General features: G+C 71.2%; 12 protein-coding genes and 1 pseudogene. 5 read left to right on the plus strand and 8 right to left on the minus strand.

The features are described from left to right. Window positions 1–3 precede the first annotated feature (3 nt). From tuf to IE325_RS14310, 3 genes are all read right to left on the minus strand, one after another. Window positions 4–1197, minus strand: coding sequence for an elongation factor Tu (gene tuf, locus IE325_RS14300; RefSeq protein ID WP_190070216.1), 1194 nt, complete (start codon window positions 1195–1197; stop codon window positions 4–6). Window positions 1198–1231: 34 nt separating this feature from the next. Next, window positions 1232–2185 carry a ribose-phosphate diphosphokinase gene (locus IE325_RS14305; protein ID WP_190070217.1) on the minus strand — a complete coding sequence of 318 codons (954 nt, stop codon included), beginning with the start codon at window positions 2183–2185 and terminating at the stop codon, window positions 1232–1234. Between the two features lie 102 nt (window positions 2186–2287). Further along, entirely contained in the window at window positions 2288–3478 is a 1191-nt protein-coding gene (locus IE325_RS14310; protein ID WP_190070218.1) for a cytochrome P450, read from the minus strand. Window positions 3479–3621: 143 nt separating this feature from the next. On the opposite strand from IE325_RS14310, the gene IE325_RS14315 reads away from it, so the two are divergent. Continuing rightward, the gene (locus IE325_RS14315; RefSeq protein WP_190070219.1) at window positions 3622–4284 is read left to right on the plus strand and encodes a DUF4230 domain-containing protein; all 663 of its coding nucleotides are present in this window, start codon (window positions 3622–3624) and stop codon (window positions 4282–4284) included. Between the two features lie 330 nt (window positions 4285–4614). Further along, the gene (locus tag IE325_RS47025; RefSeq protein WP_373315163.1) at window positions 4615–5043 is read left to right on the plus strand and encodes a VanZ family protein; all 429 of its coding nucleotides are present in this window, start codon (window positions 4615–4617) and stop codon (window positions 5041–5043) included. On the opposite strand, the gene IE325_RS14325 is transcribed toward IE325_RS47025, so the two are convergent. Next, a complete protein-coding gene (locus IE325_RS14325) occupies window positions 5040–5816 on the minus strand; it encodes a sulfite exporter TauE/SafE family protein (protein ID WP_190070220.1) in 777 nt (258 codons plus the stop codon). The genes IE325_RS47025 and IE325_RS14325 overlap by 4 nt on opposite strands. 199 nt (window positions 5817–6015) lie before the next feature. Between IE325_RS14325 and IE325_RS14330 the strand changes: the two are divergent. Next, a pseudogene (locus IE325_RS14330) lies at window positions 6016–6873 on the plus strand (glycoside hydrolase family 16 protein); the annotation flags it as partial. A 42-nt stretch (window positions 6874–6915) separates the two neighbouring features. Here IE325_RS14330 and IE325_RS14335 read toward each other — a convergent pair. Beyond that, the gene (locus IE325_RS14335; RefSeq protein ID WP_190070222.1) at window positions 6916–7152 is read right to left on the minus strand and encodes a hypothetical protein; all 237 of its coding nucleotides are present in this window, start codon (window positions 7150–7152) and stop codon (window positions 6916–6918) included. A gap of 98 nt (window positions 7153–7250) precedes the next feature. Between IE325_RS14335 and IE325_RS14340 the strand changes: the two genes are divergently transcribed. Together IE325_RS14340 and IE325_RS14345 are read left to right on the plus strand one after the other, a co-directional pair. After that, entirely contained in the window at window positions 7251–8258 is a 1008-nt protein-coding gene (locus tag IE325_RS14340; protein ID WP_190070223.1) for a PHP domain-containing protein, read from the plus strand. 326 nt (window positions 8259–8584) lie between these two features. After that, window positions 8585–9547 (plus strand): SDR family NAD(P)-dependent oxidoreductase, encoded by a 963-nt coding sequence (locus IE325_RS14345; RefSeq protein WP_190070224.1) that lies wholly within the window; start codon window positions 8585–8587, stop codon window positions 9545–9547. A gap of 114 nt (window positions 9548–9661) precedes the next feature. Here IE325_RS14345 and IE325_RS14350 read toward each other — a convergent pair whose 3' ends face one another. The 3 genes from IE325_RS14350 to IE325_RS14360 form a co-directional block, all read right to left on the minus strand. Next, complete coding sequence (locus tag IE325_RS14350) at window positions 9662–9901, minus strand: hypothetical protein (protein ID WP_190070225.1); 240 nt, start codon at window positions 9899–9901, stop codon at window positions 9662–9664. A gap of 61 nt (window positions 9902–9962) precedes the next feature. Beyond that, on the minus strand, window positions 9963–11252 hold the full coding sequence (locus IE325_RS14355; protein ID WP_190070226.1) for an ROK family protein: 1290 nt from the start codon (window positions 11250–11252) through the stop codon (window positions 9963–9965). Window positions 11253–11312: 60 nt separating this feature from the next. Next, entirely contained in the window at window positions 11313–14447 is a 3135-nt protein-coding gene (locus IE325_RS14360) for a bifunctional cytochrome P450/NADPH--P450 reductase (RefSeq protein WP_190070227.1), read from the minus strand. Window positions 14448–14567 lie beyond the last annotated feature (120 nt).

Genomic DNA, 14567 nt, shown 5'->3' on the forward strand with positions numbered 1-14567 from the left:
GCCCTACTTGATGATCCTCACGACCTGCCCGGCCCCCACCGTCCGACCGCCCTCACGGATGGCGAACTTCAGCCCTTCCTCCATGGCGATGGGCTGGATCAGCTGGACGAGCATGCTGGTGTTGTCGCCCGGCATGACCATCTCGGTGCCCTTCGGCAGGGTGACCACGCCCGTCACGTCCGTCGTCCGGAAGTAGAACTGGGGACGGTAGTTGTCGAAGAACGGCGTGTGCCGGCCGCCCTCGTCCTTGGACAGGATGTAGGCCTGCGCCTCGAACTGGGTGTGCGGGGTCACCGAGCCCGGCTTGATGACGACCTGACCGCGCTCGACGTCCTCCCGCTTCACACCCCGCAGCAGCAGCCCCACGTTCTCCCCCGCCCGGCCCTCGTCGAGGAGCTTGCGGAACATCTCGACACCGGTGACGGTCGTCTTCGTCTTCTGGTCATGGATGCCGATGATCTCGACCTCGCTGTGCACCAGCAGCCGACCGCGCTCGATGCGACCGGTGACGACCGTGCCCCGGCCGGTGATCGTGAACACGTCCTCGATCGGCATCAGGAACGGCTTGTCCACGTCACGCTGCGGCTCCGGTACGGCCGTGTCGACGGCGTCCATCAGATCGAGCACCGACTGCGTCCACCCCGGGTCCCCCTCCAGGGCCTTGAGCGCGGAGACCTTGACCACCGGGACGTCGTCGCCCGGGAACTCGTACTCCGTCAGCAGCTCGCGCACCTCCAGCTCGACGAGTTCGAGGATCTCCTCGTCGTCGACCATGTCGGTCTTGTTGAGCGCCACGACGATGTACGGCACGCCCACCTGGCGGGCCAGCAGGACATGTTCCTTGGTCTGCGGCATCGGACCGTCCGTGGCCGCGACGACCAGGATCGCGCCGTCCATCTGGGCCGCGCCGGTGATCATGTTCTTGATGTAGTCCGCGTGCCCGGGACAGTCCACGTGCGCGTAGTGCCGGTGCTCGGTCTGGTACTCGACATGTGCGATGGAGATGGTGATCCCGCGCTGCCGCTCCTCGGGCGCCTTGTCGATCATGTCGAACGGCGTGAACGGGTTCAGGTCGGGGAACCTGTCGTGCAGCACCTTGGTGATGGCCGCGGTGAGTGTGGTCTTCCCATGGTCGATGTGCCCGATGGTCCCGATGTTCACATGCGGCTTGGTCCGTTGGAACTTCGCCTTCGCCATGGCGAGCCCTCCTGAGCATCCGGGTACTTCCTGTCTATTCGGTTCCCGGCGCGTCGAACAGGGCGCTGACGGACTCACCGTTGTGAATGCGGCGCACGGCCTCGGCGAGCGCGGGGGCGATGGACAGCACCCGCAGCTTCTCCGTGCGCTCCTCCGCCGGGATCGGCACGGTGTTGGTGCACACGATCTCCAGTACGTCCGGCTGCTCGCCGATCCGCTTCAGGGCGCCGTCCGCGAACAGACCGTGCGTACAGGCGACGCGGATCGAGCGGGGGCCCAACTCCCGCAGCCGGTCGAGGAGTTCGAGGACCGTGCTGCCCTTGGCGATCTCGTCGTCCAGGATGATCACGTCCCGCCCGGCCACCTCACCGATGACGGAACTGATGCTGACCCGGTCGTCGGCGAACCGCTGCTTGGCACCGGCGGCGACCTGGGCGCCGATCAGCCGGGCGAAGGCGGCGGCCTCCTTGGCATTGCCGAGGTCGGGCGAGACGACGGTCGTACGGGTGAGGTCGTACTGCCGGAAGTGCGCGGCGAGTTCGCGCAGCGCGTGCAGGTGGTCGACCGGCACCGTGAAGAAGCCGTGCACCTGGGGCGCGTGCAGGGTCATGGCCAGGACGCGGCTCGCGCCCGCCGCCACCATCAGGTCGGCGACGAGCCGGCCGCCGAGGGAGATGCGGGGCGCGTCCTTCTTGTCGGAGCGTGCGTAGGAATAGTGCGGCATGACCACGGTGATCCGGCGTGCGGAGGCGCCACGTGCGGCGTCGCACATCAGCAGCAGCTCGACGAGGTGTTCCTGCACCGGCCGGACCAGGGGCTGGATCAGATAGACGTCCCGTTCCCGGCAGTTGGCCTGAAGCTGTACCTCCAGGCAGTCGTTGGCGAAGCGGCTGACCCGGGTGGGGCTGAGCGGCACCCCCAGGTGAGCGCAGACCTCCGCCGCCAGTTCGGGGTGGGCACTACCGCTGAACACGGCGATCTCTCGCACGATCCGCTCCTCGCATGATCACTCCGGGTGGCGGACTCATGCTACTGACCACAGCAGAAACGTTGCGGCTGAGGGTGTGGGCGAGGGCGTGTGGCGACCGCCTCACCAGGACACGGGCAGCCGGCGCGGGCTCCGTGTCAGCTGGCCCTCCTGCCACTCGATGGACTCGGGGGTGAACTCGGCGCGCAGGTCCGGGAAGCGGGCGGCCAGCCGGTGCAGGGCGAGTTCGAGTTCCAGGCGGGCGAGCCAGGCGCCCAGGCAGTGGTGGGGGCCCGCGCCGAAGGCGATTCCGGGTGAGGTCAGGGGCGCGAAGAGATCGGGCTCGCCGGGCGGGAAGGCCTCCGGGTCGCGGCCGGCGCTGTTGGTCTGCAGCGCGACCACGCTGCCCGCCGGGATCAGCACCCCGCCGACCTCGGTGTCCTCGACGGCCCGGCGGATCAGCCCGGGCAGCAGCCGCCCCTCGCTGAGCGGGATGGTGCGCAGCAGCTGCTCGGCAGCGGTGGCCGCCGCGTCCCCGTCCTCGGCGAGTCCCGGCCAGGCGGCCCGTCCGTCGGTGAGGAGATAGACGACGGCGTTGCCGAGGGCCGTCAGGGTGGTCTCGTGCCCGGCGACCACCAGCCCGCAGACCAGCATGATCAGCCGGCGCTCGTCGATCCCGAGCCCGTCCCCGGCCGCGACCAGCCCGCTGACCAGGTCGTCACCGGGTGATTTGCGGCGCTCGGCCACCAGGTCACCGGCGAACTCACCGAACTCCCGCATGGCCAGCCCGACCTCCTCGGCGGTGTGGGCGCCGCCGGACAGGGCGTGGTCGGCCCAGTGCCGGATGCGTTCGCGATCCACGTTCTCCAGTCCCATCAGCCGGCAGATCACCGACACGGGCAGCGGTCGCGTGAACCCCTCGACGATGTCGGCGGGGCGCTCCCGCGCGGCCAGGTCGTCGAGGAGCGCTTCGACGACGGAGGCCACCCAGGGCCGCCAGCGGGCGATCGCCCTGGGCGTGAACGCCCGCTGCACCGTGCCGCGCAGCAGCTGGTGGGCTGCGCCGTCCTGGTTGAGGAGTCCGTCGGGGGCGTCCAGCAGATTCGGTACGACGAGGAGGGGCGGGGCGTCCGGCGCGTGCAGGGAACTCCGGTCGAACCGGGGGCTCATCAGCACCTGCCGCACCTCGGCGTACCGGGTCACGAGCCACACGGGGGTGCCGGTGGCGAGGGTGCCGAGCCTGGGCGGGCCGGGCTCAGGAAGGCTGATGCGGTGCATGGGAAGCAGGGGCCGGGACGTGCTGTCTGCGCTCATCGGGTCTCCAGACACGCCGGTACGGGGCGGTCACCACGCTAGTGCGCCCTCCGTGCCCCGGCCAGCGTCCGCAATCGGTCAACGGACAGGTCTGACAAGGGATTTGGGGGTACTTGGTTGAACAGGGAAGGAGGAACGTCGACATGACGACTTCCATCAAGCGCATCGACAAGCGCATGCCCGGCTGGGCGAAGGTGGTGACTGCCCTGGTGCTGGTGCTCGTCGTCTTCTTCGCCGGGATCCGACTGAGTGTGCTCCCCGGCCTCAAGGACCTGTTCGGCACCGAGACCGACGACCGTTCGGGCCCCGCCCTGCTCCAGTCCATCCAGGACCTCAGCCGCTACGACGCGGCCTCCGGCAATTTCCAGATCGTCGTGGATCTGGAGAAGGACGCCAAGTTCCTGCCCGACGCCATCCGCGGCTCCCGCACGCTGTACGTCGGCGCGGGCACCGTGGACGCGTATGTCGACCTCGGAAAGGTCGGCGACGACGACGTGACGGTCAACGGCGACCGTACGTCCGCCACGCTCCGGCTGCCGCACGCCGCGCTGGGCAAACCGTCCCTCGACCCCGACCGCTCCTACGCGGTGTCCAAGCAGCGCGGTCTGCTCGACCGTATCGGCGATCTCTTCTCGGACAACCCGAACGGCGAACAGGCCGTGCAGAAGCTCGCGGTGCGGCACATCGGCGACGCGGCCAAGGAGAGCGGGCTGACCGCACGCGCGGAGACCAACACCACCGGCATGCTCGAAGGGCTCCTCCGCTCACTCGGCTTCAAGGAGGTGAAGGTGACCTACGGGACCTGACGACTCCTGCCCGCAGCGGCGGCATCGCCTCGCGGTACCGGGGGTAATCCCCTTACTGCCAAGGGAAGTTGAAGACTGGAGGATCGCATGGCCCGTGGAACCTCACGTTCGCGCGCCGCGCCGCACCCCGGAACTCCCAAGTCCGCAGGCACCACCAAGTCGAAGGGCGCCGGCAAGTCGAAGGGCACCACCAGGGCGAAGGACGCCGCCAAAGCGAAGCACTCCGCCGCCAAGGCGAAGGGCTCCGCAAAGCCCGGGCGCGCCGCCAAGCCCGGGTCGACCGCACGATCCGGGCGGAGTCCGCTGCGGGTTCTGGCTCGTCTGCTGGCGATGCTGTGCGCCTTCGCGTTCATGGTCGCCTTCGCCGTCGTACTGGCGAAGCTCACCCTGGAGCCGTCGCCCGCGTCGGAGGCCCTGACCCACACCAACCTGCGCCCCGGCAGCACCCTGCGGGCCTATCTGGACCAGCCCGAACTGCGGGACGCCGTCCGGCAGATCGGCGGCAATCTGCTGCTGGGAGTGCCGTTCGGCATCCTGGTCCCGGTCGTCGCCCCGCAGACCCGCGGCGTGGTGCGGGTGCTGCTCCTGACGGCGACCGTGATGCTGCTGGTCGAGTTCGCGCAGGGGGCACTGGTCACGGGACGGGCCTTCGACATCGACGACGTCATCCTCAACACCACCGGGGCACTGATCGGCTATCTCCTGCTGGGACGGCGGCTGAGCCGTGCGGTGCACGCGCGCGAGCCCCGTTCCTCCTAGCGCAGCACCAGCTGGACGATGGCCACCGTGCCGACCACGACGATGAACGCGCGCAGCACGGCGGGACGCAGCCGACGGCCCAGGGTGGCTCCCAGATGGCCGCCGGCTGCCGACCCGATCGCCAGGAGGGCCACGGCCGTCCAGTCGAACTCCGCGGCGACGAGGAAGAACAGCGCGGCGACGGAGTTGACCACGGCGACGAGCACGTTCTTGACGGCGGTGAGGCGTTGCAGGTCGTCGTCGAGGAGCATGCCCATCAGGGCGACGTAGATGATGCCTTGGGCGGCCGAGAAGTAGCCGCCGTAGACGCTGGCCAGGGTCAGTCCGATCAGGAGGAGGGGGCCGCCGTCGGGGCGTGCCGCCTTTCCGGCGCGGGCGCGGCGGTCGCGCAGTCTCCTGCTGATCAGCGGCTGGAGAACGACCAGGACGAGGGCGAGGCCCACCAGGACCGGCACGATGCGCTCGAACGCCGAGGCGGGCAGGGCCAGCAGCAGGGTGGCCCCGGTGACCCCGCCGAGGACGGCGCCGGCGCCCCACTTCAGGATGCGCTGGCGCTGGCCGCGCAGTTCGCGCCGGTACCCGATGGCGCCGCTGATGGAGCCGGGGATCAGGCCGAGCGCGTTGGAGACCGTGGCGGTGACGGGCGGCAGCCCGGTCGCGAGGAGGACCGGGAACGTGATCAGTGTCCCCGAGCCGACGACGGCGTTGACGGCACCGGCCGCCGTCCCCGCGCCCAGGACGGCGAGCAGTTCCCCGATATGTGCGGCGTTCATGGCGAGCAGCCTAGGAAGTCGACACTTCGGCGGCCGACGAAGGATGGGCGAAGGGTGAGGGTGACGGCCCACCATGAATGGTCTGTACCAAGGTATTGACGCCCTCTTATCTCATCACTTAAATCAAGTGGCGACACCCTTCACCCCCCACCTCGCTCGGCGCGCCCGTCCATCGGGGCGCCGTATGGAAGGGAGCACGATGGCTTCCCCACGCCTGCGCCGCATATGTCTGCTCACCGCGCTGTCGGCCGCCATGGTCGCGTCCGCGACGATCGGCCCCGCACAGGCCGAACCACCGGTCGCCCCGGCCGTCGCGGCGACGTTCTCCGACAACTTCGACGGGCCCGCGGGCGCCGCGGTCGACTCGTCGAAGTGGCAGATCGAGACCGGCGACAACGTCAACAACCACGAGCGGCAGTACTACACGTCGGGCAACAAGAACGCGGCACTGGACGGCCAGGGCCACCTGGTGATCACGGCCCGGCGCGAGAACCCCGCCAACTACCAGTGTTGGTACGGCACTTGCCAGTACACCTCGGCCCGGCTGAACACCTCAGGGAAGTTCACCGCCCAGTACGGGCACGTCGAGGCACGCGTCAAGGTGCCGCGGGGACAGGGCATGTGGCCCGCGTTCTGGATGCTCGGCACGCCGGTGAACTGGCCGGACTCGGGCGAGATCGACATCATGGAGAACGTCGGCTTCGAGCCCTCGACGGTGCACGGCACCATCCACGGCCCCGGCTACTCCGGCTCGGGCGGCATAGGAGCCGGCTACTCCCTACCGAACGGCCAGGCCTTCGCCGACGCCTTCCACACCTTCGCCGTCGACTGGGCGCCCGACTCCATCACCTGGTCCGTGGACGGCAACGTCTACCAGCGGCGCACACCGGCCGATCTGGGCGGCAGGCAGTGGGTGTTCAACAAGCCGTTCTTCCTGATCCTGAACCTCGCGGTGGGCGGCTACTGGCCCGGCGACCCGGACGGCTCCACCGTCTTCCCGCAGCAACTGGTGGTGGACCACGTCTCGGTGACGACCGGGAGTGCGGCAGCCAGAGGGCAGGGCTGAGCCGACCCGATGGCACCGGCCCGGCCCACCCGGCTAGTGGTGAACCCAGGTGAACTTGTCGCCGCCGACCCAGCGGACCACGTCCGGGTCGTCCAGGTCATGGACGCTGATGCCGTAGATGGCGGCGGTCTCGAGGACGTCGGTGACGGTTCTCGCGAAACCGACGACCTCACCGTCGATCTCCATGATGCGGAACGGAGGAGTGCCCGGCTGAACCCCGAGCACCATGATCCGCGGCTGCGATATGTGCGGACTCGCGCTTTCGGTCATGAATAGAGCGTAGAGCGCAACGCGCGTCAACGAGTCCTTGAGGGACGCCCGCCGTGCGGGCACACCGCCACCGGGGAACCCTGGAGGTGGAGGTGCCGATGGATCCTGTGCAGGCCCTGGACCGGATCGCCTTTCTGCTGGAGCGGTCCCTGGCGCCGACGTATCGCGTACGCGCCTTCCGTACGGCCGCCCGGGCCCTGGCGGCGCTGCCCGAGGACGAGGTAAGAGCTCGGGCCGAGGCCGGGACCCTGGAGTCGCTGCGGGGCGTCGGACCGAAGACGGCGCAGGTGGTGCGGGAGGCGCTGGCCGGGCAGGTGCCCGGGTACCTGTCCGACCTGGAGGAGCGGCCGGAGGCCGAGCCGCCCGAGGGCGGGCCGCTGTGGGAGCTGCTGCGCGGCGACTGCCATCTGCACTCCGACTGGTCGGACGGCGGCAGCCCGATCGAGGAGATGGGCCGCACGGCCGCCGGGCTCGGACACGAGTGGGCGGTGCTCACCGACCACTCGCCCCGGCTGACGGTCGCCCGCGGGCTGTCGGCCGACCGGCTGCGGGAGCAGCTGGACGTGGTGGCGGGGCTCAACAAGACCTGGGCCCCGTTCCGGCTGCTCACCGGCATCGAGTGCGACATCCTGGAGGACGGCTCCCTCGACCAGGAACCCGAGCTGCTGGAGCGGCTCGACGTGGTCGTGGTGTCCGTGCACTCCAAGCTGCGCATGGAGGCCCGCGCGATGACCCGCCGCATGGTCACCGCCGTACGCGATCCGCACGCGGACATCCTCGGCCACTGCACCGGGCGGTTGATCACGGGGCGAGGCAGGCCGGAGTCGGAGTTCGACGCGGACGAGGTGTTCGCCGCGTGCGCCGAGTCCGGCACGGCCGTGGAGATCAACAGCCGGCCGGAGCGACTGGACCCGCCCAGGCGGCTGCTGCGCCGGGCCGTGGCGGCGGGCGTGCTGTTCTCGGTCGACACCGACGCGCATGCGCCGGGGCAGCTGGACTGGCAGCGGTACGGCTGTGCGCGGGCGGAGGAGTGCGGGGTGCCCGCCGAGCGGGTGCTGACCACCTGGACGGCGGAGGAGCTGCTGGCGTGGACGCGCGGGAAGTGAAGGCCGCCGTTCCGGACCGTGACGCAAGTCACCACGTATCGCCACGAATGCAGGAACACTCGCCAGTAGTTTGCCGTTGAACCAGCCGTGGGTGTGGATGGAACAGTGTCCCCGGGCCTCACCTTTCGCCCACAGGGACGATCGTTCGGCTGAAGCCCTGTGGAGCCTTTCGCCGAGAGGCGACCGCCATCCGCACCCACCTCGGACCGCCCCGACCGGATCTCCCCCGACCGGTCGGGGCTCTCTTCTGTCCAGGCACATGCGCAGGCGCGCCCACACCAGTTCGGCTTGACTTCGAGAGCACTCCAATTCGTAGCGTTTCGGGCATGACCACTGCACAGCACAAGATCGGCTCCGGATACGGGGCGACCAGCACGGCCGACGACGTTCTCGCGGGCATGGACCTGACCGGGAAGCTCGCGATCGTCACGGGCGGCTACTCGGGACTCGGCCTGGAGACCACCCGGGCCCTCACCAAGGCGGGCGCCCGGGTCGTGGTCCCCGCCCGGCGCCGGGCCACCGCCGAGGAGACGCTGTCGGGGCTCGCCGGTGTCGAGGTGGACGAGCTGGACCTCGGTGACCTGCAGAGCGTGCGCGGCTTCGCCGAGCGCTTCCTCGCCTCCGGACGCACGGTCGACTTCATGATCGACAACGCCGGGATCATGGCCTGCCCGGAGACCCGGGTGGGGCCCGGCTGGGAGGCGCAGTTCGCCACCAACCACCTCGGTCACTTCGCCCTGGTCAACCGGCTGTGGCCGGCGATCGAGCCCGGCGGCGCCCGTGTGGTGTCCGTGTCCTCGCGCGGCCACCACTTCTCCGGGATCCGCTGGGACGACGTGCACTGGGCACAGGGCTACGACAAGTGGCTGGCCTACGGCCAGGCCAAGACCGCGAACGTCCTGTTCGCCGTCCAGCTCGACCGGCTCGCGGCGGACCGTGGCGTACGGGCCTTCGCGCTGCACCCCGGCGGTATCTTCACGCCCCTCCAGCGCCATCTGCCCAAGGAGGAGATGGTGGCCAGGGGCTGGATCGACGAGGACGGCAACCCCATCCCCCAGGACGGCTTCAAGTCGCCCGAGCAGGGCGCGGCGACCCAGGTGTGGGCCGCGACCTCGCCGCAGCTGAACGGCATGGGCGGCGTCTACCTGGAGGACTGCGACATCGCCGAGCCCGCCCCGGCCGACGGGGAGCGCTCCGGCGTGAAGGACTGGGCGGTGGACCCGGAGCAGGCGGCACGTCTGTGGACCCTGTCGGCGGAGCTCACCGGGGTGAACGCGTTCGCCGCGTGAGACCGGGCCGCCGCGTGCGCAACCCCTGAGCGGGGTACTCGGCACACACCGCCGGGCGGGATGCTCGGGGCCCGCCCGGTACGGCTGCTCGCCGCGTGGGGGCGGCGGCCGTGCTCAGCCGGACGGTTCCTGGGGTGCCGGGTATTCGGGGTGGACGGTGTCGGACCGCGGGACTCCCTGGCGGCCCGTGCCCGCCTCGTCGGTGTCGGGGACGTCGTCCCCTTCGGTGCTGCCCTCCGTGGGCTCCACCGGCACCTCCCACGGGTCCTCCCCCGCGTCGGCCTGCTGGTCCGGCGGGTCCCTCGGCACCGGCTCGCCGGTCCGGTCCGGCGCCCCGCGACGTCCGCTGGTCATGGCGGCACCTCCCGCGCCTCGTCCAGAGCCCGCGAGTACCGATCCCACGACCGGCGAAACCTCAGTTCGGCACCCGCTCCGCCACCGGCGTGGGCAAGCCGGGCGCCGGTGCCTCGGGCGCGGGTTCCGCGCGGCGGCCGCCGTGGGCGAAGAAGTCGGCCAGCGGCAGGATCGCGGCCCCGACGGTGACCGCGTCCGGGCCGAGCCGGCCCAGGTCGATGGTGACCTTGTGGGCCGGATGCCGCAGGGCGTACGAGGCGGCGTGCCGGCGTACGGCGGGCAGGAAGCGGGCGCCGAGCTGGAGCCCGGCCCAGCCGCCGATCAGGATGCGCTCGGGCTGGAAGAGATTGATCAGGTCGGACAGGCCCGCGCCCACGTACTCGGCGGTCTCCTCCAGCACGGCGACCGCCACCGGGTCGGTGTCCCTGCCCTCGGCCGGATAGGCGCCGGCCAGCATCGCCGTCAGCGCCGTCTCCTCGTCGACGCCCTCCGGCACACCGCCGCCCTCCTCGCGCCAGCGGTCGAGCAGCGACTCGGCGCCCGCGTACGCCTCCAGACAGCCGAGCGCCCCGCAACGGCAGCGGCGCCCCCTGACCCGTACGGTCAGATGCCCCCACTCCACGGCCCGGCCGTGCTCCACCTCGGGCGTGACCAGGCAGGCACCGACGCCGGAGCCGAAGAGCACGACGACCGCGTTACGGGCGCCGCGGCCGCCGCCGAACCACATCTCGGCCTGGCCCAGGGTCCGCGCGCCGTTGTCGATGAAGTACGGCACGCCGTCCGGGAGCTGGGAGCCGTCGCGCAGCAGCTTCTCCAGCGGTACGGCGTCCCAGCCGATGGTCTGCCCGTGCACCACGGCGCCGAGTTCGCCGGTGTCCTCGACGATGCCGGGGACGCCGATGCCGACGCCGAGGAGCCGCTCGGGCCCGATGCCGGCCTCGGCGAGCACTTCGGCGATGCCGTCACGGATGTGCCCGACGATGCCCTCGACCTCGTACCGCTGCTGCTCCAACGGCCGTTCCGCGCGGGCGAGTTCGGCGAGGGTCAGGTCGAACAGGCCGATCCGGACGCGGGTCTCGCCGACGTCGACGCCGATCATGTGGCCGCTGCCGGGGGCCACCCGCAGCAGGATGCGGGGCCGGCCGCCGTCCGAGTCGACGCTGCCGGCCTCCTCGACCAGCCCGTCGGCCATGAGCTCCGCGACGACGTTGCTGACGGAACCGGAGCTGAGGCCGGTCGCCGGGCCGAGCTCGAAGCGGCTGAGGGGGCCGTCGAAATAAAGGCGCTTCAGTACGGCGGTACGGTTGCCCCGCCTGAGGTCCCGTACCGTGCGCCCATTACGCCCCGCCATGCGGCTCCCTTCGGATCAGCCCTGGTCCCCCGCCGTGTTCGAACCACCTCCCATTGTGACCTACGCCGCGTACACGTCCTCCACATAGCGGCCCTCGGCGACCAGCCCGTCCAGCCACCGCTCGGCCGCCGCGTCGTCGGCGCCGGGCGTGCGGTCCCGGTACAGCGTGCGGAACGCCTCCCGCACGCCGGGCGCCATCCGGGCACCGTCGCCGCACACGTACACCCGCGCGCCCTCACCGAGCAGCTTCCATACGTCGTCGGCCTCGGCGGCGATGCGGTGCTGGACGAACGTGCCGGCGGTACTGAAGGCGGGGCGGAGCGAGACGGCTCCGGCCAACTCGGCGGACTGCAACTCCTCGGCGTGCAGGAAGTCGGCGTCGGGGGCGTCGCAGCCGAAGTAGCACAGGGCCGGGGCGAGTTCGACGCCGGCCGCGAGGGCCGCCGTACGGTCGGCGATCGCGCCGCGGAAGGGGGCGAGGCCGGTGCCCGCGGCGACCATGACGACGGGGGCGGTGGTGTCGATCCGGAAGGCTTCCCGGCAGGGCTGGACCCGGGCGTGGACCGTGTCGCCGGGCCGGACATCGGTGAGATAGCCGGAACCGGTCCCCCGGTGGACACCCTTGCCTGAGCGGGCCGGTGCCTCAAGGAGGGAGATCATCAGGTCCGCGTGGCCGGGGTCGAGGGCGGGTGAGGAGGAGATCGAGTAGTGGCGGGGGCGTAGTGGGGTGAGCAGGTCCAGGAGGGTCGGCCAGTCCAGGGTGCCGCGCAGCGCCGGGAAATCCTCGATCAGCTCGATGAGGGTGCGTGGGTCGTCTTGCAGTGCGGTCAGCGCCATGCGCTCAGGCGGGCAGGGGTTGGCGGCGGCGAGCGTGGAGAGCTGGGTGGCGTTCGGGCGGTCCCGCAACTCGACGTGGTGGGTGAGGAGTTGGCGCACGGACAGGGGCCGGTCAATGGCCAGGCCGTCGCGGCGGGGGCGGGTGGGCCGGATGTCCAGGACGGTGTCGAGGTCGACGCCGAGCGCGGCGGCGGCCCGGTCGACCAGGGCCGGGGGGTTGGCGGGCAGGACGGTGAGGTGGTCGGCGGTGCGGTAGGTCACGCCTTCGGGGAGGGCGAGGCGGACGAAGCGCTTGCGGCGGGGGTGGTCGGGGGCGGTGAGGTCGTATGCCTCGGTGACCGTCATGGGGACGAGTCCGTGCCGTTCGGCGGCGGCGTCGAGCGGGCCGCCGGTGAGGGTGCGGACCTCGTAGGTCGTGGCGGGCTCGCCTGTCGGGGCGGTCACGTCGGGGTCGCCGTACCGCTCAAGGAGGGCCGTGTGCAGCCGGGTGCTGAAGTCGCGGACGGCGCCCGTGAGGTCGCCCGAGGCGTCGGCGGCGGCGCGGTCGAGGAGGCGGGTACCGCCCAGCTCGGCGACACGGCTGTCGATACGGGTGGGGACCTGTTGGTAGGTGGCGGCCCAGTTGCGGTCGCCGACGCCGAGGACGGCGTAGGTGACGTCCGTGAGGTCGTGGGTGTCCTCCAGCCAGGCGGCGAAGGCGGTGGCGTCGTCGGTGGGGCGGCCGTTGTAGGAGGCGGCGGTGATCACGACGGGACGGTCGGCGGGCAGGCCGCCCGCGTAGGCGTCCAGGGGCGCGATGTCGGTCTCGCAGCCGACGGCGGCGGCCTCGTCGGCGAGGGACGCGGCGAACTCACGGCAGGTGCCGTAGTTGCTGCCGTGCAGGAAGAGGGCGCGGGTGCCGGGGCGGACGCGGGCGGGGAGGGAAGTCGTGTCGGTGGGCCGGGACACCTCGGGCCGCGGCATGCACTTCCGCTCGGCGGCGGTGCGCGGGGTCAGCGTCAGGGTGAAGCCCTCGGGCTTGAGGGTGAGGGTCTCCTTGACGGTGAGGCGGTAGTCGGCATGGTCGTGCAGGCGATACCGATGCACGAGCATCGCCAGCAGCATGGTCGCCTCGTGCAGCGCGAACTGCCGCCCGATACAGGCGCGTTCACCGGTGCCGAAGGGCTTGAAGGCATGCACCGGCCGGGCCTCCTCGGCCTCCGGCGTGAAGCGTGCGGGGTCGAACAGCTCGGGGTTGTCGCCCCAGACGGGCTGCCGGTGGAGCATCGGCGTGAGGACGAGGGCGGACTGTCCGGCGCGCAGCGGGATGCGTCCGCCGAGCAGAGTGTCCTCGCGGGCCTGCCGGGAGAACACGGCGGCGGTGGGCCACAGCCGCAACGCCTCGTTGAGGACCTGCCGGGTGTAGGTCAGCCGACCGATCTCGTCGTAGGCCGGGTCAGGGTCGGCCTGATCGCCCCAGAGTTCGTCCACCTCACGCCGTACCCGCTCCAGCGCGGTCGGATGCTTGGCGAGGTAATAGAGGGCGAAGGACATGGCGCCGGAGGTGGTCTCGTGGCCGGCGATGAGGAAGGTGATGACCTGGTTGCGGATGTTGGCAGCGTCGAGGGTGGTGCCGTCGGCGGGGTGCGCGGCGGTGAGCATCAGGCCGAGGAGGTCGTCGGCGGCGCTCTGGTCGGCGCCGGAGCGGGCGGCGATGACGTCGTCGACGACCTGGGCGAGGTAGGCGGCGTCGGTGCGGAAGGCCGCGTCCGCCAGGGAGTAGTCCCGCCCCGGAACCCGGGCGAGCCGCTTCATGCTCCACTCCAGGCACCGCACCATCGAATCGACGAAGGGGTGCGGCTCGGGCCGCTCGAAGGAACCGAAGTCGTAGCCGAACCCGGAGAGCCCGATGGTGTCCAGGGTCATCCGGGTCATGTCGTCGGGGACGTTCACCGGCCGTCCGGCGCGGGCGTCACGGTCCCAGGAGTCGATGAGCCGGCGGGCCACCTTGAGCATCACGGGGTGGTAGGTGCGCATCGAGCCGAGCGCGAAGGCGGGCATCAGGATGTCGTGCGCCTTGGCCCAGTTGGGCTCGTCGTTGTGCGCGGTGAACAGTCCGTCGGCGGCGAACTCACGGACGTTCTGCAGACCTGGCCCGATGTGCTTGGCGAAGCGCTGCTCGTCGGCGAGTTCGGTCACCAGGTCCAGATCGCCGACGAACAGCGAGTCCCGCCCGTACAGCCGCCGCACGAACACGGGCCCGTGCTCACGCATGAGCCCCATGGCCTGCTGCACGGGGGTGCCGCCGGGTCCGGTGGCGGAGATGTCGGCGACGGGGAGGGCGTCCAGGATCTGCGGGTCGAGCGCGGTGGGGGGCATGGCGCGACAACTGCCTTTCGCGGTACGGGAGTACTGCGACCAGGTTGGTCGACGGTCCCCGGTCGCCGACGCACCGCGACTACATGATTATGTAGTGCGTCGGAGTGCGCCGCTCTTGCG

Origin of the sequence: Streptomyces lanatus (assembly GCF_014655715.1) — a bacterium.
Lineage (GTDB): Bacteria > Actinomycetota > Actinomycetes > Streptomycetales > Streptomycetaceae > Streptomyces > Streptomyces lanatus.

Coding starts and splice junctions, on each gene's coding strand:
- tuf (WP_190070216.1), bottom strand. CDS start 1,197: ATGGCGAAGGCGAAGTTCCAACGGACCAAGCCGCATGTGAACATCGGG.
- IE325_RS14310 (WP_190070218.1), bottom strand. CDS start 3,478: ATGAGCGCAGACAGCACGTCCCGGCCCCTGCTTCCCATGCACCGCATC.
- IE325_RS14315 (WP_190070219.1), top strand. CDS start 3,622: ATGACGACTTCCATCAAGCGCATCGACAAGCGCATGCCCGGCTGGGCG.
- IE325_RS47025 (WP_373315163.1), top strand. CDS start 4,615: ATGCTGTGCGCCTTCGCGTTCATGGTCGCCTTCGCCGTCGTACTGGCG.
- IE325_RS14325 (WP_190070220.1), bottom strand. CDS start 5,816: ATGAACGCCGCACATATCGGGGAACTGCTCGCCGTCCTGGGCGCGGGG.
- IE325_RS14335 (WP_190070222.1), bottom strand. CDS start 7,152: ATGACCGAAAGCGCGAGTCCGCACATATCGCAGCCGCGGATCATGGTG.
- IE325_RS14340 (WP_190070223.1), top strand. CDS start 7,251: ATGGATCCTGTGCAGGCCCTGGACCGGATCGCCTTTCTGCTGGAGCGG.
- IE325_RS14345 (WP_190070224.1), top strand. CDS start 8,585: ATGACCACTGCACAGCACAAGATCGGCTCCGGATACGGGGCGACCAGC.
- IE325_RS14350 (WP_190070225.1), bottom strand. CDS start 9,901: ATGACCAGCGGACGTCGCGGGGCGCCGGACCGGACCGGCGAGCCGGTG.
- IE325_RS14355 (WP_190070226.1), bottom strand. CDS start 11,252: ATGGCGGGGCGTAATGGGCGCACGGTACGGGACCTCAGGCGGGGCAAC.
- IE325_RS14360 (WP_190070227.1), bottom strand. CDS start 14,447: ATGCCCCCCACCGCGCTCGACCCGCAGATCCTGGACGCCCTCCCCGTC.